Below are 17,983 nucleotides of genomic sequence, written 5' to 3' on the forward strand. Positions count from 1 at the left end.
ATGTGCTGGGTCCCGGAGATCTGCGGCGCAAATTCCGGGATGGCACCGGAAGGGCTATCGCCGTACGTCGAACTTGTCGGTTTTCCGGTCGCCCATCAGCATACGTTGTTCCAGCCGGCGGCGCAGCGCCGCGTAATAGGCTTCGAGAAAGGCGGTGTCGGTTTCGCCAGGCTGGGCCGTCCAGCCGATCTTGGTGCGGATCCGTTCGGCGACCTGGGATTTGATGTCGCCGGTGGAATTGCGCAGCACATCTTCCAGGACGTGGAGTTCGTGAATGCCATAGGCGTCGGCCTGCTGCGGGGTAAAGGCGAACATATTGGTGCCGGGCGCGGTGGCGGCCACTTCGGCAATGTCGCCCATCAGCTTGACCTTCGGTGTCTTGATCACCCAGGTGCCGGCGATCAGGTCGCCGACGCGCATCTTGTCCTTGTTGAAGACCGGGAAGAACAGGAAAATGCCGGACCAGAGCAGGCCGAACAGGGCCATCCAGGCGCCCAGCTGGTCGCCGCCCATCAGCAGGAACTGGATCGGCAGGCCGACTTCCACTTCGCGCGTGAAGTTCCGGGCAAGGACGGCATTGGCCGTCAGCCGTCCGCCATCGCGGGACGCGACCCGGAGGCCCAGCGCCCGCTTGCCCGGTGTTGCGGCCTTCCGGCCAATCTCGAAGAAGATGTAGTAGAAATTGCGGACGAAGAAATAGAAGACCAGCCAGAAGGCAAACGCGATGTTGGCATTCTCAAAGCCCATGGACGAGGCGGCAAAGCCGAGGCCGAGCAGGGTGGTGATGACGATCGCCCACTGTATGGCGACATCCATGGCAAAGGCACCGGCCCGCTCGGCGGCCGTGGCGAGCTTCAGGTGAAGCTGGGCCCCCTCCGGCGTGACGAGGACGCGCATCATCTTGTTGAGGCGCTGCTCCTCCGCCATGCGGGCGCGGCGGCGGCGGGCGGCCTCGATGTCCATCTGCCGGACGGAGGTCGCGGTCTGAGCGGTCATGCGCCGGACCTCCGGCGGGGGAGGTAGAAATAGAGAAGCCAGAAGACCAGCGTCGTGCCGGCAATACTATAGCGGGCCGTGTCGGAATTGATCAGCTGCCGGCCGAAGCCTTCCAGCACGGCGGCGATGATCAGCATGATCACGCAGCCCATCGCGATGGTCGCCGCTTTCTGTCCGGAGTCCCTGGCGGAGGCGAGACGCGACTTGCGGCCCGGAAAGGCGACCGCGCCGCCGATGACAAAGCCGCCCGCCCCGGCCAGGACAATGGCGAAGAGTTCGGTCACCCCATGGATCATCAGCCAGCCGGTAAACTCATAGCCGAGCCCCTTGGCCCAGAAGACGGCGTACATGGAGCCGAGGTTGATGCCGTTCCACGCCAGCAGCCAGGCCGTCGGAATGCCGAAGGCAAACCCAAGCGCAAAGGCGAACAAGGCGATCTGCGCATTGTTGTTGAAGAGGAAGCTCGCAAAGGCGGTCAGCCTGTCCTGCCCGATGTCTCCGGGCTCTGTATAGATGGTGGAGCGCAGTTGCTCGACCGTTGCATCCGGCGTGCGGATCTCGCCGAAGTTCTGGCCATGGATGGTCCAGTACCAGTCCATGTCCTGAAGGCAGAGGAAGAAGGCGAGCGCGGCGCCGCCAAACAGGAAGAGGGCCGCGAGGATTGTGGACAGGACCGCGCCGCGGACGGCCTCCGGCCAGTCGGTCCGGATGAACTGCGCAATCCGCTCGCCCATCGAAGTGCGGGCGCCATAGACATAGAAGTAAGCCCGCGTGCAGAGGCCTTCCAGATAGGTAATGACGTTCTGGTCGAGAGAGATGGAGCGCGCGACGGAAAGCGAGGAGACGGCCTGACGATAGAGATGCGGCAGCGCCATCATGTCTTCATCCGACAGCGCCTTCACGCCGGAATTCTCGGCGCGGGTGAGGATGAGGTCCAGCTTGCGCCAGTCGGACTCGCGTTCCTCACGGAACCGGTAGGACTTCAGCATGTCGCTCACAGCATGTCCCTCCTCTTGATCTCAAGGTAGCGGGAGATGAGCGCGCCACCGAAATGCTCCGGCCGGGTCTCGATGATCTGCACGCCCATCCGCTGCAGCCGGCGCAGGACGACATCGCGTTCCGACAGGAGATTGCCCGCGATCACCGCGCGGGAGACATCCTCTGTCGTCTCCGGCGGGGCGTCCGCCATGGAGGAGAGGGCTTCATCCTCGAAGGTCGCGAAGAGGACAAGGTGACGATCGGTCAGGCGGCGGACATTCTCCAGCATCAGCTCGGCCGAGATCGTGTCGACAAAGTCCGAGAAGATGATGATCAGGCTGCGCCGCTCCAGCTGGCCTGCCAGCGTGGAGAGGGCGAGTGTGTAGTTGGATTCCTCCGCCGAATAGTCCAGCCGGGATGCGAGGCTCTGCATCCGGGGGAAACTGCGCGAGCCGGAGAGGAGGCCGCTGGAGAGGCCGGGCCGGGCGTCGAAACCGAAATACATGGTCCGGTCGCCATTGCGGAGGGAGACGTAAGAGAGAAGGAGGCCCGCATTGATCGCCCTGTCTATCTTCGGCACGCCGCCCAGCGGCTCGCTCATCAGGCGGCCGGTATCGAAGGCGAAGACGATGTTGTGGTTGCGCTCCGTGCGGAATTCCTTGGCCAGCAGGTGGCGGTGCCGGGCCGAGTGTTTCCAGTCGATGGCGCGGCGGTCCATGCCGGCGGCAAACTCCCGGAGGGCGTCGAACTCGCTGCCGTCGCCGCGCTCAATCTGTGTCTTGATACCGAACTCGGCATCGCGGGAGAAAAGGCGGACGGCCTCATCCTTTACCCAGCGGATATTGGGCGTGACCACGATTTCCGTATCGAGCTCCTTGAGATGGCGCTTTTGTACCAGCCCAAGCGGCCCCTGCCAGCGGCACCAGAGACGCACCAGTTTTGCCGTGCCCCGGCGCAGCGGGGTCAGCGTGAAGTCATAGCGGCGCTCGCGTCCTTCCCAGCCGCGCAGGCCGCGCGTGGGCTGGTCTTCCAGCAGCTCACTTGTTTCCAGCTGAACTTCCAGGCGGGCCGGCAGGCTGCCGCGCGTGAAGCGGAAGGTCACTGGCAGCGGGTCGCTGTCGCCGGCGTAAAGGATCAGCGGCGCGTGGACGTCGGTTTCGAAGGCTCGCAAAGCCGGGCCGACCATCGCATCCAGGAACATCAGCCCGCCAACCAGCGCGATCCACCCGGCCGAGAGCGTCCAGAGGTCCGGACGCAGCAGGGCAATGCCGACCATGAGGGGCAGGCCGAGCAGCATCAGGAAGATGGCGCGGGCGGTCGGCGAGATCACCGGGGCGCCGCCGTCTGTTCGATGATCGCCATCAGGGTTTCTTCGGTCGTGCGGCCTTCAATCTCGGCCGCCGGGGAAAGCAGTATGCGGTGGCGAAGGGTTGGCAGTGCCAGGGTTTTCACATCATCGGGGATGACGAAGTCACGTCCGTCGAGCGCGGCGCGGGCACGGGCTGCTGTTGCAAGTGCTGCAGCAGCGCGCGGGCTGGCGCCGGTTTCAAGTGCCGGAGAAGTCCGTGTGGCGCGGACAATATCCACCACATACCCGATGACGTCATCCTGTATCTTGATGGCGGCGACGGACTCGACAGCGGCATCGAGTTCATCATGCGAGATGACGGACTCCACGCCGAAGGCCTGCGGTGTCTTCATGCCTGTGCGGGTGCCATGCTGGGCAACGATGGCGAATTCTTCTTCGCGCGAAGGGTAATCGAGGGTGTGCTTGAACAGGAAACGGTCCAGCTGTGCTTCAGGAAGCGGATAGGTGCCCTGTTGCTCGATCGGGTTCTGGGTGGCGATCACCATGAAGCGGGCGTTCAGCTGGTACGCGTCGCCATCAATGGTGACTTTACGTTCCTGCATCGCTTCCAGAAGGGCAGCCTGTGTTTTTGGCGGAGTCCGGTTGATCTCGTCGGCGAGGAGGAGGTCGGTGAAGATGGGGCCTTTGGTGAGTGTGAACTCATTGGTCTGGAAGTTGAACAAATTCGTACCAAGAACATCCCCGGGCATCAGGTCGGGTGTGAACTGGATGCGTCCGAAGTCGAGGGAGATCGAGCGGGCAAAGCATTGTGCCAGCAGGGTCTTGGCCGTGCCGGGCGGGCCTTCCAGCAGGACGTGCCCGGTGGAGAACAGGGCGGTCAGCAACAGGTCAACGGTCGTGTCCTGGCCAATCACGGCCTTGCGGACTTCGCCGCGGATGCGCCCGGCGAGTTCGCGGATGTCAGCTGGGGTCATTCATGGATCTCCTGAGAATATCGCGGCGCCAGCGCCAGAGGTCGCGGGCCTTGTGCATCAAGTCTTCCCGGCTGGCGGCGGGACCGCGCAGTCCGGCTTCGATCTGTGAGAAAGTCTTTCCGGAGGCTTCCTCCGGACCAAGACGGTCGAACAATTCCGAGAGTTGCGCCTCGGTCAGGTTTCGCGGGGCGCCGATCTGCCGGGCAAGGCGCCGCCGGATCAGGGAAAGGTATCCCGGCGCCATTCGTGTTTCCCGGCGCGCCATGGAAACAAGTCCGGCGGAATTGTCGGCAAGGGCCTGCTTGCCCAGCGCAATGGCGCGGGTTTCCCGGGCCGGTGGCCCAAACCGGATCGACGCGGCCCAGCCAAGCAGCAGGGCGGCGGCCAGGGCCACCAGCGTCACCGCAAGGAAAGGGATGTCGAACATCATCTGCAGCAGATTTTCAGACTGGTTGAACCCATGCAGCGTGGCATCGAAGAGGATGGGCTCGTCATCGCTGTAGCGCATCATGTTGATCATCTGCATCGCGAAGCGGGCATTCTCGCGCTCCGCCAGGCCGAATGTGTTGATCATGTCCGGATCCGCGAGGATGTAGATGTCGCGGCCAGGGATCTGGGCGAGCAGAGCGCCGTTGCGTGTTGCCACGATCGGGGTCAGGTCATCAGACCGGACAAGCTGCATCTCCAGGTCAGGTTTCAGGGCCATCCGCCCGAATGGCGTCGAGACGCGTGGCGGGACATCTGTTCGCACAATCTCAGCGTCAATATCGAGCGCATCCAGGAGGGCATCGATGGAGCTTTCGTTTGCGAGGTCTGTGTCTTTCAGGCGGGATGGATTGGTCCAGTCGACCATGCCCGACCATTTCGGGAGGACGATCAGTGTACCGTCCTGCGGCTCATAGTCTTCCAGCGCCTTGCTCATGCCTCTGGGAGAGAGCGTCAGAACCATCAGGCCGTAATGGCCGTCCAGATTGCTTTTAAAGCGGGACGTTTCGACCGGATAGCCCTGCGCTTCGAGCAACCGGATGAAGCCGTTATAACCGATCGCAGAGGTGGAGAAGGGGTGATCCCCTGCGCGGTCGCGGTCGCGCAGTTCCGGCGACCAGCCGGCGAGGACCATGATCGCGCCAAAGGAAAAGACCGCAACGGCGATCAGGATGGCGACGGTGCGGACTGCGAAAGGGGCTGCGCCGCTCTGCGTATTGTCACTCATGCCCAGCCCTCCCCGAAGGCGAAGTCTTCATAGGAGGCGCGGGCTTCCTGCCAGCCATCCGAGTCGACAGGACGGCCGCCGAAAAAGCTGCGCTCGACAATCCGGATGATCGGGCCGAGCCCCGTCTTCGCCCTGTCCGGCAAGTGCTGCAGGCCGCCAATCTCCCGTGCGGTCAGGGACTTGGGAACGCCGCCTTCAAGGCGGGTCTGTATGTCTTCAATGGACCTGAACAGTAACAGATGCACGGCTTCGGCGAACTTGCCCGCCCGGGCCAAGGCATCCGCTTCTTCCAGAAGGCCGCGCGCCATGGCTTCGTTCGGGCGGATATCGACCAGCACGTCGTCGGCAAGGTCGATCTTGCCTTTGCCTGACCGGCCGAAGCGAACGCGGATGGCTTCCCCGAACACGAAATAAAGGAAACCAGCGATCACCACCGCGATCATTGCGTAGAACAGGAACTGGAACAGCGGGCCGAGATTGCTCAGCAGATTCCCCAGCCATTGCAGCCAGCGCGGCGGCGGATCGGGAGGCGGAAGGGGATCGGCCTCCCATTCGGGGCGCTCCAGCTGCAGGTCACCACGCTTCAGGTAATCGGCATGGGCGCGGTCGAGGGCGTCCAGATCGGTCTGAGGGCGCCAGTCGTCTGCAACGTATCCGGGATCGAATTCGTCATTGATGACGGTGCCGGCATGCGAGGCCGTCCGGTCGTTCGCGCCCTGTGCCAGCGCGGCCCCCGAAATGGCGGATCCGGCAAGCAGGCTGGCGAGCGCAAGGGCAGTTCCTGTCCTCAACCTCAACCGCACCGGATACTCCTCTTGTGGCAGCCGGACAGGCTGCCTTCTGTAACCGACTATTTCAGAGGTCGCGGCAGGCTTCAACGCCCTATTGCGAACCCCGGCCACCCAACCGATATAGCCCGGCCAAGGCAGAGATGAGGCAAAGCATGGACAAGGCGGCGGTATATCGCGACCTGAAAGCGGAAATTGAAAGCGTTGTGGCTGGTGAAACCTCGGTGACGGCGCGCTATGCCACAGCCAGCTGTATTCTGGCGCAGGCCTTCCGTCCGCGTTTTTTCTGGACCGGCTTTTACGTGGTCGACCCTCTCAAAGATCGTGAACTTGTTGTCGGGCCTTACCAGGGGACACTCGGTTGCCTGCGCATTCCGTTCGGCAAAGGTGTCTGTGGTCACGTCGCGGCAACGGAAGAGGCGATCATCGTACCGGATGTGCATACTTTCCCGGGGCATATCGCGTGTGATTCCGCGACAAATTCGGAGATCGTCCTGCCGGTGTTCGGCGCTGACGGGAAACTGGCAGCCGTGCTCGACATCGACTCGACAGAGCCCGACGCATTCGACGATGCCGACCGCGAGGGCCTCAGCGCAATTTGCGAAATCCTACTCGTCGCCTGATTTCGGCACGGTCGACATAAGGGTTGCCTCATAGGGCAGTTGGCTGGACGTCGCGCGGCTCACGGCGTCGATCCGGTCGATCAGGTTTTCTTCCAGAATGTCCAGCTTGCGGGCGCGGACACCGGCGACGGTGAGGATCTCATGGTCCAGCACCTGCCACTCATCCCGGTTCGGGTCATAGGCGGGCCATTCCGGAAGGCCGGGGCCATTGGGATCCCCCGTCCGGGCGAAGTTGGTCCAGTAGGCCTGCATGGTTTCCGCCAGCTTCTCGTCCTTGTCGGACATCGGCAGGAGTGGCGAGGCGGATCCGAAGACGAACGGGATTTCCGAACCGTGATAGGCGCCGATCGACTGGGCCCGGGTTGGCGTCGCGCGCGTGAAGAAATACATCCACGTCGGATTGCCGGCCGTGGCGTTGGCTTTGGCGAGGAAACGCATGTGAACGCCGAACATGTCATCACCCAGCATGTCGGCTGCGCCTTCATCCCAGGTGTCCAGTGTGTCCATGCCATAAAGGGCCTCGAGCGCTTTCGCAGGATTCTCACCAAACACTTCGGCGAGGCGTTGCTCGCGCTCTTCCATGGATCCGGTGATGCCGCGTGCCAGGACGGTCGGAGACTGGAAGGCGGAATAGAAGAGGCTGCCCTCGTCGGCATTGTAACCGGCCAGGACAGGAACGTTCGCTGCTTTGCCAGCCCGGATTGTCGCGCCAACCGTATCGGGCAGGATCTGGCCATCGACATTCGGCAGGAAATAGCGCGCAAGGTCGGCGCGCTGTTCCGCGCGGGTGATGATCGAGGCTGCGGGAATGGCGCGGAGTTCTGCGGCGGTTGCCGTCCGGCCGACGAATGTGCTGAGGAACTCCTCGCCAGCAGACTCCATGCTGCGGGAGCCGGGAAGAGGGGCTTCGGACAGATAGTTGGCGTTATAGCTGCTGGTGCCGCTTTCAAGGATTGCCTTGTGATAGAGCCCGTCCGCGATGGTAGAAGCCATCAGCTCACTGACTGATTGGGCGCCGGCGCTTTCGCCGAAGATCGTCACATTGTCCGGATCACCGCCGAAGGAGCGGATATTGTCGCGCACCCAGCGCAACGCAGCTGCCTGGTCCATCAGGCCATAATTGCCGGAGGTGCCGGCCTCTTCCGTCAGGGCCGGATGGGCCAAGTACCCGAAGGGGCCAAGACGGTAATTGAAAGTGACCAGCACGACGCCGTTCTCGACCAGGGCATTCGCCTGATAGAATTCGGAGGAGCCTGCGCCCGCCTGGTGGCTGCCGCCATGGATCCAGACCATGACCGGCAGCAGCGTGTCGTTGCCGATATTTGAGGTGCGGACGTTGACGAACAAGCAGTCTTCAGCCTCGGCCGGTGCTGGCATGGCGGCCATGTATTTCTTCGCGGCGAAACGTTTCCAGCCGGGAAGTCCTGCACCGTCGATGATCCCGTTGACGAAGCCATTCATCCCCTTGCGGACCTGAATGCATTCAGCGCCAAATTCGCGGACATCGCGGGGCATCGCGCCCCATTGCGGCGGTGCACCCGGTGCGCCCCAGCGGCGCGCCGTGGCGTAGGGGATCCCGTTGAAAACCTGAATGTCGGAATTATCCGGGGCGATGCCGCCCAGGACGAGGCCCTGGTTAATGCGCAAAGGTTCCGCCAAAGCGAGAGGCTTTGCCGGAGCGGTCAGTTTGAACCACCCCCACACACCTGCCGCAATCAGCAGAAAAAACAGAATGATACTAAGGCGTTTCATGTAATCTACCCGACCCCCCGCGCCGTGCAACTACTATACCAGACGACAATGGGGTGTCACCGAGTTGTCGCCTTGTTTAACCATGAGAATCCAACCGGCGTGTTAACATGGTCACAAGTTTAACGGGCTGGCTGCGAGGGGCTGGGTATCTAACGTGTTTTTCCCTCGACCGGCAGAACGGGCGCCGAAGGTTTTGCTATGCCTTTCTGCAAGCCGAGGATCATTTTTAGGCAATTGAAATAAAAGGATATTTCTGGTCATTAGTCGCTCCAGTCGTGGATGCGCGGGCAAGCAAGATGTCTGCTCCTGACCGGGGAACAGGACGTTTTCGGCCCGAAGGAGCAATTTGTGCTCGGTGCCCAGGCCTTGGGCAATTCGGCTGCGGCTGACGAGTCGCTACGTATGGATACAAGCTGTGGGTGAGCTAGTCGGCGTGACCTCGCCTGTCGGGAGAATGCTGGCGCAGACTAAAGAACACCTTCGGCCCGTGCCGGCCGTGTTGTCAGCAGTTCCTGACAGAGGAGACCGGCGTCACGATGACGGGCCATGGACTTGTAGTCAGGATGGTTCAGGGTTGCGATGAAGGCTTTGCGGTCCGGGAAGAACATCACCATGACGGCGTCCCAGTCTCCGTTGCCGATAAAATAGCGCTCCACTTCTCCCATCAGCAGGCACCGCCCGCCCACTTCAGCGGCGGCCACACCGAAAGCGTCCGCATAGCGCTGGTAAGCGATCGCGCCCGGCTCGTTGTTTCCGAATTCCGGATCGTCGGGTTGGTATTCGGCTTTGACACGGAATTTGAGGATATTCACCTGGGCGATCGGTCCGTCATAGGGATCATCCCGGAAAGCGCGGAACTGGTCGGCAGTGGGCTGGAAAGCGGGCATGGCAAACTCTCTTTATATTTCTTCAGGCGGGCGCAGCTCCGGATGGTGCATCAGGAAGCGCTCGGCGTAAAACAGCGCAGCGGCATGTAGCGCATGTTGCACTTCCAGCGAGCCATAGTCCAGGAATTCTGTATACGGCATTTCGAGCACCTCGATTTCCTCATTCGGATCCAGGGATTGCGTACTGGTCGGTTTGCAGCCGAGCGCCAGGTAATAGTGCAGCCGATTGTTCTGTGTGGCAGGGTTGGGGTAGCAGGTGCCGACATGGTGCATCACCTGCGCCGTGTAGCCTGTTTCCTCCTGCAATTCCCGGGCGCCGACAGATGGCCAGTCCGTTTCACCCGGGTCGGATACGCCACCCGGCAGGCCGAGCGTGAACACGCCGCCTGCATGCCGGTACTCCCGGACGAGCACGACGTTTCCTGTATCGGTCAGAGGAATGACCGTGACCCAGTCTGTCAGTTCCGTGACATGGTAGGCTTCGACGATATGTCCGTCATCACGAATGCAGCGGTCAGTGCGCAGACCCATGAAACGGTCTCGCATGACCTGTTTCGAGGAGAGGATTGTCCAGGGCTTCATGTCACTTCACCAATGCCATCCGGGCGAGCTTGGCAAGCAGAACAGCCCAGGGCAGGCCGTGGAAGCAGAGGTCGAAAATGTCGACCGGCTTCTGCAGCGTTCCGTTTGCCAGCATTTTTAGCTTCTCCCAGATGTGCGGCTCTGGAACGAAAGGGGCGAGTCCAAGCGTCAGGCAGCCGAAGATGATCACCAGCAGGGGAAGTTTGTCGAGATAGTCGAGCATGGTTTTCCTGCCTTATGGCTGGTCTGAGCCTGAAGGTTTCAGGTGCCGGTCAAGAAAATCCAGCCGTGTTTTCATCAGATGAGTTTGCAGTGCTTGCCCGCGGATACCATGGCGTTGGCCCGGATAGGTCATCAGTTCAAATTGCTTGCCATTCTCCTGCAGGATCGTCATCAGGCGGGTCGTGTTGTCAAACGTGACATTGTCGTCCGCCATGCCGTGCATCAGGAGGAGGGGAGTGGTCAGGTTTGCGGCATAAGGGAGTACGCCGGAGGCGGCATAGCCTTCAGCATTATTCTCCGGTGTGCCCATGTAGCGCTCCGTGTAGAATGTATCGTAGAGGCTCCAGTCTGTGACCGGCGCGCCAGCGGCGGCAGCTGCGAATGTGCCTTCCGGTGCCTGCAGGATGGTCATCAGCGTCATATATCCTCCGTAAGACCAGCCCTGAATGCCAATCCTGTCGGCATCCACGAAGGGCTGGGATTTCAGCCAGTCGACACCAGCCAGTTGGTCCCGGACTTCAGGTCCACCGGTGCGGCGGTGAATGACATTTTCAAACTCACGGCCGCGATTGTCGCTGCCCCGGTTGTCCAGCCGGAAAATGATATACCCCTGGCGTGCCAGGAACTGGTCCGAAAGACTGCCCCAGGATCGTGTGACCGTCTGTACGTGAGGGCCGCCATAGACTTCGACGATCACCGGATATTTTCTGGTTGAATCAAACGCTGGCGGTTTCAGGATCGAATAATGGAGATCCTGCCCGTCTTCGGCTTTCAGGGTGCCATATTCAGGCGTCAGATGATCCACCTTGTACGGTGCATAGGGGTGGTGCGCGTCCAGCGCATTCTCCTCAATCCAGCCAAGTAATGTTCCGTCGATCCGGTATAGCCCTGTCTGTGGCGGATGGTCCGGAGAGGATGACGTGCCGACAAAGGTCTGCCGGTCAGGGCTGATCCGGACGTCCCACGTCTTTCCGGCCTCGGTTATGCGCTTTGGCGAGGCGGGGGCGCCCTTCGGGTCCAGCGGTATACTGTACAGGTGCCGTTCAAGGACTGTGTCGGCATAGCCCGAATAATAGAGCTTTGTTCCGTCCTCGGAGACCGTTTCGACAGAGTGTACTACCTGGTCTGCGGGTGTGACGGGAAGAGCGTCTCTCTGTCCCGCTGGCGGGAGGATCGCCGCCTGGCGCATTCCGCCGTCTTCCGTGGTTACGAGAATGCGGCCATCCGGCAGTTCCCGGAAGTCATTGGACAGATTTACCCATACCGGGTTCCGTTCCGTATAAGGAGACCAGACACGCCAGGGCAGAGAGTCGGTCCTGTTATATCTTATTTCTGTCTGGTCCCGGTTGACGGTCTGGAACCATAAGCTGCCGCTCGTCCAGTTGACACGTGCGAGATAAGTGTTTGGCCCGGTTTCGAATATCCGGTCTGTCCGATCCTTCACCAGATCGTTCACGAACAGAGCGACCCGCGCATTCGGGCGGCCAGCCCTAGGATAGCGTTGTTGGACAACAGTGACTTTGTCGGCCTCAATGTCAAAGCGGGGAATGATGTCCACGCCCTTTTCGTTCACCTCTGTAAAGGCGACATAGCGTTCGTCCGGGCTCCACCAATAACCGGTAAAGCGTTTCATTTCTTCCTGCGCCACGTACTCTGCTACGCCGTAGCTGATCGCCTCGTCAGGATCTGCAACGGGCGTCAACCGGGTCTCCGTGCCGGTGGTGAGGTGGATCGCAAAGACTGCGCCTTCCCGTACAAAGCTGACATAATTGCCAAGTGGGGAGATCCGGGCGTCATATTCAAAGGCATCGGTATCTGTCAGCTGTTTGACGACCGGACCGTTCGCCGTCAGCGTGACAAGGTGCAGGTCACCGGCGATTGGCACGAGAAGCGTATCGGCAGTGCCCCAGCTATAGTCCGCGATCCCCACCGTGCCGGCAATCCGCTTGCGTTCGCGGAGGGCTTTTTCCTCCTCGGACAGATCGACCGTTTCGGGTTCCAGGAGCATGGAGTCGACCAGCATGCTCTGCCCGCCTGTCGCGATGTCGAATTGCCAGAGGTCAAACCGGTTTTGTTCCCCGGCCCGGGACTTGAGAAACGTGACGCGCGTTCCGTCCGGAGAGTACTTTACCGACCGGGCCACTGGTCCGGAGAGGGAGGGCGAAGCGTACAGTCGTTCCAGCGGCAGCGTGTGGGTCGCGTCGGTCAATATGTCAGTCTCCAATGTGTTCGCTGGCGCTTGAGCTTGCGATTGTAATGGGGGGAGGAAAACGGCGGTGAGGACGGTAAACAGTGTATAAAGCGTGCGTTTCATGCCTGCGAACCTAGCCGGACGGTCGATTGATTGTCATCAGATGTTGCTCACTGGGTTGGCAGGTTTCGATTTTTTCTACACAGACTGCTTTCGCCCTCTAGCCAAGCTTGGACCTCTCAATAAAGTAAGCTCCATGATGAATGGGGTGGGATTGTTTCAGGAAGCAATTACCCTGGTCGCCTCGGGTAGAGGCGGCAACGCCCTCCTTCGTGGTGCCGATATGATGCGCCGCGCCGCCGATTTCGGACATGTTGCAGCAGCGAACAATTACGGGGCCATGCTTCATGCTGGGCGAGGTGTGCGTCAGGACATGGTCGGTGCGCGGGCCTACTACCATCAGGCTGCCAGCGCAGGGCTTCCTATTGGTCTGTTTAATATGGGTTTTATGTGTTTCCACGGGCTCGGAGGCCCGAAAGACCACAAGCGGGCTCGTTTCCTGTTTCTGCGGGCGGCACAACAGGATGAGACGGATGCCATCACCTATCTTGGCCTGATGCTGATGTCCGGGCAGGGCGGTCAGGCTGATCCACGTGCCGCGCGAGCCTGGTGGAGCCGTGGTGCCTCGCTGGGAAACAGCCGGTGTGCGTTCAATCTGGGGATCACCCATGCGGGCGGGCATGGGTGTCCGCAGGACCTGGTCAAGGCCTGGCGCTGGTTCCGGCAGGCTGAGCGTCTGGGCAATCCCGAGGCGGGGAATGAGCTTCGACGGCTCGAATGCGCCATGAACGATGAAGAGCAGAGCCGGGCATTCCGCCGGGCAAGCTGACCGCAGACATCTGCGCGCTTGATTTTATGGGTCGAGTGCGTAACTCAGCGGCGACAAATCTTTCCCTTCGAACAGGATCTTCCGCCATGGCCGGACCTCAATACGTTTACCACATGCAGGGGCTCACCAAGGTCTATCCGGGTGGCAAGAAGGTGTTCGAAAACATTCACCTCTCCTTCCTGCCGGATGCCAAAATCGGTGTCGTCGGCGTCAACGGTTCGGGTAAGTCGACCCTGCTGCGGATCATGGCAGGGCAGGACAAGGAATTCATTGGCGAAGCCTGGTCGGCTGACGGCGTGAAAGTCGGCTACCTGCCGCAGGAGCCGAAGCTCGACGAGAGCAAGACCGTTTTCGAAAACATTGCCGCGGCTTGCCCTGAGAAGCAGATGCTGGACCAGTTCAACGAAATCTCCGGCAAGCTGGGCGAAGACTATTCCGACGAGCTCATGGAGCAGATGACGGAGCTGCAGGAGAAGATCGACGCGGCGGATGCCTGGGACATCGACTCCAAGATCCAGATGGCCATGGAAGCGCTGCGTTGCCCGGATGACGATGCCGATGTGACCAAGCTCTCCGGCGGTGAGATCCGGCGTGTTGCGATCTGCGCGCTGCTTCTCTCGAAGCCCGACATGATCCTGATGGACGAACCGACCAACCACCTCGACGCCGAAACGGTGGCCTGGCTGCAGAACTACCTGATCAACTTCCCCGGCTGCGTTATCCTCGTCACCCACGACCGTTACTTCCTGGACGACATCACCACCTGGATCCTCGAACTCGACCGTGGCCGCGGCATTCCCTATCAGGGGAACTATTCCGACTGGCTGGAACAGAAAGCCAAGCGGATGGAGCAGGAAGCCCGCGAGGAACGCGGCAAGCAGCGCTCGCTGGCCAAGGAACTCGAATGGGTCCGCTCCAGCCCGAAGGCCCGTCAGGCGAAATCCAAGGCGCGTATCCAGTCCTACGAGCAGAAGGCCGCCGAGGCCGAACGCGAGAAGGTCTCGACCGCCCAGATCCGCATCCCGCCCGGCCCGCGCCTCGGCAATGTCGTTCTGGAGGCCGAAGGCCTGCGCAAGGGCTTTGGCAACAACCTCCTGATCGAAGACCTCGACTTCAAGCTGCCCCCCGGTGGCATCGTCGGCGTGATCGGCCCGAACGGTGCCGGTAAGTCGACCCTGTTCAAGATGATCCTCGGCCAGGAAGAGCCGGACGCTGGCACGCTTCGCGTCGGCGACACGGTGAAGTTCGGCTATGTCGACCAGAGCCGTAACAAGCTCGACGACAAGAAGAATGTCTGGGAGGAGATCTCCGGCGGCACGGATGTGATTGACCTTGGCGGTGTGGAAGTGAACTCGCGCGCCTATGTCGGCGCCTTCAATTTCAAGGGTTCGGACCAGCAGAAGAAGGTCGGCCTTCTGTCAGGCGGTGAGCGTAACCGTGTCCATCTTGCCAAGATGCTGAAGGAAAGCTCCAACGTCCTGCTGCTTGACGAACCGACCAACGACCTCGACGTGGAAACGCTTCAGGCGCTGGAAGAAGGCCTCGATGCTTTCCCGGGCTGCGCCGTGATCATCAGCCACGACCGCTGGTTCCTGGATCGTATGGCGACCCATATTCTCGCCTTCGAGGGCGATTCCCATGTCGAATGGTTTGAGGGTGATTTCTCCTCCTATCTGGAAGACAAGAAGCGCCGTCTCGGCGAAGATGCGGTGAATCCAAAGCGCCTGAAGTTCAAGAAATTCGCGCGCTAGGAGAGTTTAGTCGGCCTCTGACGTCTGCCTTCACGCAATTCGGTGCGAATCTTGCGTAAGGGTAGGGCGTCAGGGAGCCCGATATGACGACAAGTGCCTCGCCGAAACTTTCGGTCGTGATCACGAACTATAATTATGCCGCCTTTGTTGCCACGGCGATCGACAGCGTTTTGTCCCAGGACGTTGAGATCGAACTTGTGGTCGTTGATGATTGTTCGAAGGACAATTCGCGGGACATCATCCGTTCTTATGGAGACCGGATCGTCCCGGTTCTTCAGGATGTGAATCAGGGGCATGGCGGGGGCTTCAATGCCGGATATGCCCGTACGACGGGCGATCTGGTCATGTTCCTTGATGCCGACGACTTCCTGCTGCCTGGCGCCGGCAAGACCATAGTTTCCAATTATGACCCGGACATCGGCATGTATCTGTACCGGATGAACTATGCCGATGAGCAGGGTACGCTCGGCGGGTTGTTTCCGCCGCCGCAAGTGCCATTGGCTGACGGCGATGTTGCCGCTCAGCTGCGGGAAATGGGGCACTACTCCGGGACAATCACATCTGGCCTGGTCTACACCCGCACCGCTTTGGAACAGGTCATGCCAATGGATTCGGAGACGTTCCGGCAGGGCGGTGATGGGTATCTGTCGGCGACCGTGCCTTTGCATGTAACAGCGAAAGGCTTTGACCAGCCGATTTCCGCTTATCGTCTCCACGGCTCCCAGCATTCTCAATTTGCCAAAGCGTACGCCAAACGAGCGCGCTGGCGCATCGGTCACCAACAAGCCTGTTTCGACTGCATCCGGGACCATGCGGCGCGTCAGGGACTGCCAACCGCAGAAGACCTCGGAGAACGCGATCCGGGACATCTGCAGGAACGATTGGTCTCGCTTCTGTTCGAGCCGGAACAGCATCCGGTAAGCACAGACACACGTGCCGGACTCCTTAAGAAACTCCGCGCCGCTAATCGTGAGCGGTTTGGCAGCAAGACTCTCGCCCGGAATGCGTGGTGGATCTTGATCGGCCTTCTGCCGAACGGGACGGCGCGTACCGTCCTGTCCTGGAAGATAGATGTAGCAGCCCGTCCAGCCTGGATGAACAAGCTGGGCCGCATGCTTCGCAAGCGCCTGGGCATTGTAACCTGATCCCAAACGATTGCTCTTGCCCTCAGATACCTGTCCGCTAGGCTCCGGCTTAGTATGTAAAGGGGTATCGGATATGAGAGTTCTGGCGACAGCTTCTCTGGCAGCACTTTTGCTGGTGGGATGCGGAGGACCTCCGGCACCTGCCCCGCAAGAAGAGATTGCCGTCATGCCGACCTATGAAGCCAGCGGAATTACAGCAAAAACGCTTCCGGAACTGGTCGATGATCTGTCGGAGGGGGGCGTAACTTCTGAAGAACTGGTGCAGGCCTATCTGGACCGGATCGCACGTCTCGACCGCGAGGGCCCCAGGCTTCAGAGTATCATCTCGCTCAACCCGAATGCCCTTCCGTTGGCACGTGCAAGCGATCAGCGCCGGGCAAGCGGAAATGCGCTTGGGCCGCTGGATGGCGTGCCCGTGTTGCTGAAGGACAATATCGAGAGCCTGGATCCGATGCCGACGACCGCAGGATCTCTGGCATTGAAAGACAACATTACCGGGCGGGATAGTCCTCTGGTGGCAGGCTTGCGCGCCCAAGGCGCCATCATTCTTGGAAAAACAAACCTTAGCCAATGGGCGAATTTCCGTGACGACGATTCCGTGAGCGGATGGTCTTCCGTTGGCGGACAAGTTCATAACCCTCATATGCTGGACCGGAACCCTTGTGGCTCCAGCTCCGGCTCTGGGGTGGCTGTCGCCGCGTCCCTCGCTGCGGGTGCGGTCGGTACGGAGACCAATGGCTCGATCATCTGCCCTTCCAACGTCAATGGCATCGTCGGTTTCAAGCCGACGGTTGGCCTGATTTCACAGGAGTGGATCGTCCCGATCTCACCGTCGCAGGATACGGCCGGCCCGATGACGCGCACGGTACGCGGGGCGGCCCTGATGCTGAACGCGATGGACCCGGGTAATGAAGATTATACGCTGAGCCTTTCGCCGGATGCGCTGAATGGCATGCGGATCGGTGTGATGCGGTTCGCCGAAGGAGCGAACAAGGACATCAAAGACCGCTTTGCCGCCGCGCTGGCCGAAATGGAGGCACAGGGAGCAACACTCGTCGACATCGATGAGTTTGAACCAGCTGCGGAAAATTTTTGGGATAGTACGCAGCCGCTTCTCGAATTTGAGTTCAAAGACAGTCTTAATGCCTATCTGGCGACAACGCCGGATACGGTGACGACCAGAAACCTGCGGGAGCTGATCGCATTCAATGAAACCAATGCTGACCAGGAAATGCCCCTGTTTGGGCAGAGCCTGTTCAAGGCGTCGGAGGCACGTGGACCGCTCACAGATCCGGCCTATATCGCAGCGAAGGCGGCAGTGCGGTTTTCAACGCGCGAGCAGGGGATTGACCGTCTTCTGGCTGAATATGACGTGAACGTTCTGGTCTCGCCGTCCGGGCCGGTCGCGCCACGGATCGATCCGGTGAATGGCGATGTCTGGCCGCAATGGGCTGGGGCTGGCTGGATGGCGGCGCAGGCAGGCTACCCGCACCTCACGGTGCCCATGGGTGACGTGCACGGTATACCGGTCGGTGTGTCCTTCATCGGTTCGGCCGGCGATGATGCGGCGATCCTGGCCTATGGTTATGCCTATGAGCAGGCGAGCAAACTCCGGCCTGACCCGCACTATCTGAAAAGCGCAGAAGACCGGCCGGAAATCTCCGAAGCGATGCTGAAATAAGA

General features: G+C 60.7%; 16 protein-coding genes. 5 read left to right on the plus strand and 11 right to left on the minus strand.

What is annotated here, in order from left to right; all coding sequences use genetic code 11:
• Positions 1-54: 54 nt before the first annotated feature.
• From HJA_RS15645 to HJA_RS15670, 6 genes are read right to left on the minus strand one after another with little or no spacing between them, the layout of a single operon-like run.
• Positions 55-996: an RDD family protein gene (locus HJA_RS15645; protein WP_241764386.1), complete on the minus strand. Its 942-nt coding sequence runs from the start codon at positions 994-996 to the stop codon at positions 55-57.
• The gene (locus HJA_RS15650; protein WP_035584082.1) at positions 993-1,985 is read right to left on the minus strand and encodes a stage II sporulation protein M; all 993 of its coding nucleotides are present in this window, start codon (positions 1,983-1,985) and stop codon (positions 993-995) included. The genes HJA_RS15645 and HJA_RS15650 overlap by 4 nt, the downstream gene beginning before the upstream one ends.
• 5 nt (positions 1,986-1,990) lie before the next feature.
• The gene (locus tag HJA_RS15655) at positions 1,991-3,304 is read right to left on the minus strand and encodes a DUF58 domain-containing protein (RefSeq protein ID WP_035583965.1); all 1,314 of its coding nucleotides are present in this window, start codon (positions 3,302-3,304) and stop codon (positions 1,991-1,993) included.
• Positions 3,301-4,257 carry an AAA family ATPase gene (locus HJA_RS15660; protein ID WP_035583968.1) on the minus strand — a complete coding sequence of 319 codons (957 nt, stop codon included), beginning with the start codon at positions 4,255-4,257 and terminating at the stop codon, positions 3,301-3,303. The genes HJA_RS15655 and HJA_RS15660 overlap by 4 nt, the downstream gene beginning before the upstream one ends.
• Positions 4,244-5,470 (minus strand): DUF4350 domain-containing protein, encoded by a 1,227-nt coding sequence (locus HJA_RS18220; RefSeq protein WP_051597779.1) that lies wholly within the window; start codon positions 5,468-5,470, stop codon positions 4,244-4,246. Before HJA_RS18220 ends, HJA_RS15660 begins: the two co-directional genes overlap by 14 nt.
• Positions 5,467-6,273, minus strand: coding sequence for a hypothetical protein (locus HJA_RS15670; protein ID WP_155840054.1), 807 nt, complete (start codon positions 6,271-6,273; stop codon positions 5,467-5,469). Before HJA_RS15670 ends, HJA_RS18220 begins: the two co-directional genes overlap by 4 nt.
• Positions 6,274-6,413: 140 nt before the next feature.
• On the opposite strand from HJA_RS15670, the gene HJA_RS15675 reads away from it, so the two are divergent.
• Entirely contained in the window at positions 6,414-6,881 is a 468-nt protein-coding gene (locus tag HJA_RS15675; protein WP_035583970.1) for a GAF domain-containing protein, read from the plus strand.
• Here the strand turns inward: HJA_RS15675 and HJA_RS15680 are convergent.
• From HJA_RS15680 to HJA_RS15700, 5 genes are all read right to left on the minus strand, one after another.
• Positions 6,867-8,633, minus strand: a complete 1,767-nt coding sequence (locus tag HJA_RS15680; protein WP_051597781.1) for a carboxylesterase/lipase family protein — start codon at positions 8,631-8,633, stop codon at positions 6,867-6,869. The two genes, HJA_RS15675 and HJA_RS15680, sit on opposite strands and share 15 nt — an antisense overlap.
• Before the next feature lie 467 nt (positions 8,634-9,100).
• The gene (locus HJA_RS15685; protein WP_035583972.1) at positions 9,101-9,520 is read right to left on the minus strand and encodes a DUF1330 domain-containing protein; all 420 of its coding nucleotides are present in this window, start codon (positions 9,518-9,520) and stop codon (positions 9,101-9,103) included.
• 12 nt (positions 9,521-9,532) lie between these two features.
• The gene (locus tag HJA_RS15690; protein WP_051597782.1) at positions 9,533-10,102 is read right to left on the minus strand and encodes an NUDIX hydrolase; all 570 of its coding nucleotides are present in this window, start codon (positions 10,100-10,102) and stop codon (positions 9,533-9,535) included.
• A 1-nt stretch (position 10,103) separates the two neighbouring features.
• Positions 10,104-10,325 carry a hypothetical protein gene (locus HJA_RS15695; protein ID WP_035583974.1) on the minus strand — a complete coding sequence of 74 codons (222 nt, stop codon included), beginning with the start codon at positions 10,323-10,325 and terminating at the stop codon, positions 10,104-10,106.
• 12 nt (positions 10,326-10,337) lie between these two features.
• Complete coding sequence (locus HJA_RS15700; protein WP_051597783.1) at positions 10,338-12,533, minus strand: S9 family peptidase; 2,196 nt, start codon at positions 12,531-12,533, stop codon at positions 10,338-10,340.
• A gap of 103 nt (positions 12,534-12,636) precedes the next feature.
• On the opposite strand from HJA_RS15700, the gene HJA_RS15705 reads away from it, so the two are divergent.
• The 4 genes from HJA_RS15705 (at position 12,637) to HJA_RS15720 (ending at position 17,981) form a co-directional block, all read left to right on the plus strand.
• Positions 12,637-13,404 carry a tetratricopeptide repeat protein gene (locus tag HJA_RS15705; protein ID WP_035583978.1) on the plus strand — a complete coding sequence of 256 codons (768 nt, stop codon included), beginning with the start codon at positions 12,637-12,639 and terminating at the stop codon, positions 13,402-13,404.
• Positions 13,405-13,490: 86 nt separating this feature from the next.
• Entirely contained in the window at positions 13,491-15,155 is a 1,665-nt protein-coding gene (gene ettA / locus HJA_RS15710; RefSeq protein ID WP_035583980.1) for an energy-dependent translational throttle protein EttA, read from the plus strand.
• A gap of 83 nt (positions 15,156-15,238) precedes the next feature.
• Positions 15,239-16,300, plus strand: coding sequence for a glycosyltransferase family 2 protein (locus tag HJA_RS15715; RefSeq protein ID WP_035583982.1), 1,062 nt, complete (start codon positions 15,239-15,241; stop codon positions 16,298-16,300).
• Positions 16,301-16,466: 166 nt separating this feature from the next.
• Positions 16,467-17,981 carry an amidase gene (locus tag HJA_RS15720; protein ID WP_206741734.1) on the plus strand — a complete coding sequence of 505 codons (1,515 nt, stop codon included), beginning with the start codon at positions 16,467-16,469 and terminating at the stop codon, positions 17,979-17,981.
• The last annotated feature ends 2 nt before the right edge of the window (positions 17,982-17,983 follow it).

This window comes from Hyphomonas jannaschiana VP2 (genome assembly GCF_000685215.1).
Lineage (GTDB): Bacteria > Pseudomonadota > Alphaproteobacteria > Caulobacterales > Hyphomonadaceae > Hyphomonas > Hyphomonas jannaschiana.

Excerpts from the sequence above, each read along its gene's own strand:
- HJA_RS15695 (WP_035583974.1), bottom strand. The coding sequence starts at position 10,325 with ATGCTCGACTATCTCGACAAACTTCCCCTGCTGGTGATCATCTTCGGC.
- HJA_RS15650 (WP_035584082.1), bottom strand. The coding sequence starts at position 1,985 with ATGCTGAAGTCCTACCGGTTCCGTGAGGAACGCGAGTCCGACTGGCGC.
- HJA_RS15715 (WP_035583982.1), top strand. The coding sequence starts at position 15,239 with ATGACGACAAGTGCCTCGCCGAAACTTTCGGTCGTGATCACGAACTAT.
- HJA_RS18220 (WP_051597779.1), bottom strand. The coding sequence starts at position 5,470 with ATGAGTGACAATACGCAGAGCGGCGCAGCCCCTTTCGCAGTCCGCACC.
- HJA_RS15720 (WP_206741734.1), top strand. The coding sequence starts at position 16,467 with ATGCCGACCTATGAAGCCAGCGGAATTACAGCAAAAACGCTTCCGGAA.
- ettA (WP_035583980.1), top strand. The coding sequence starts at position 13,491 with ATGGCCGGACCTCAATACGTTTACCACATGCAGGGGCTCACCAAGGTC.
- HJA_RS15680 (WP_051597781.1), bottom strand. The coding sequence starts at position 8,633 with ATGAAACGCCTTAGTATCATTCTGTTTTTTCTGCTGATTGCGGCAGGT.
- HJA_RS15685 (WP_035583972.1), bottom strand. The coding sequence starts at position 9,520 with ATGCCCGCTTTCCAGCCCACTGCCGACCAGTTCCGCGCTTTCCGGGAT.
- HJA_RS15690 (WP_051597782.1), bottom strand. The coding sequence starts at position 10,102 with ATGAAGCCCTGGACAATCCTCTCCTCGAAACAGGTCATGCGAGACCGT.
- HJA_RS15645 (WP_241764386.1), bottom strand. The coding sequence starts at position 996 with ATGACCGCTCAGACCGCGACCTCCGTCCGGCAGATGGACATCGAGGCC.
- HJA_RS15705 (WP_035583978.1), top strand. The coding sequence starts at position 12,637 with ATGCCTGCGAACCTAGCCGGACGGTCGATTGATTGTCATCAGATGTTG.
- HJA_RS15660 (WP_035583968.1), bottom strand. The coding sequence starts at position 4,257 with ATGACCCCAGCTGACATCCGCGAACTCGCCGGGCGCATCCGCGGCGAA.
- HJA_RS15675 (WP_035583970.1), top strand. The coding sequence starts at position 6,414 with ATGGACAAGGCGGCGGTATATCGCGACCTGAAAGCGGAAATTGAAAGC.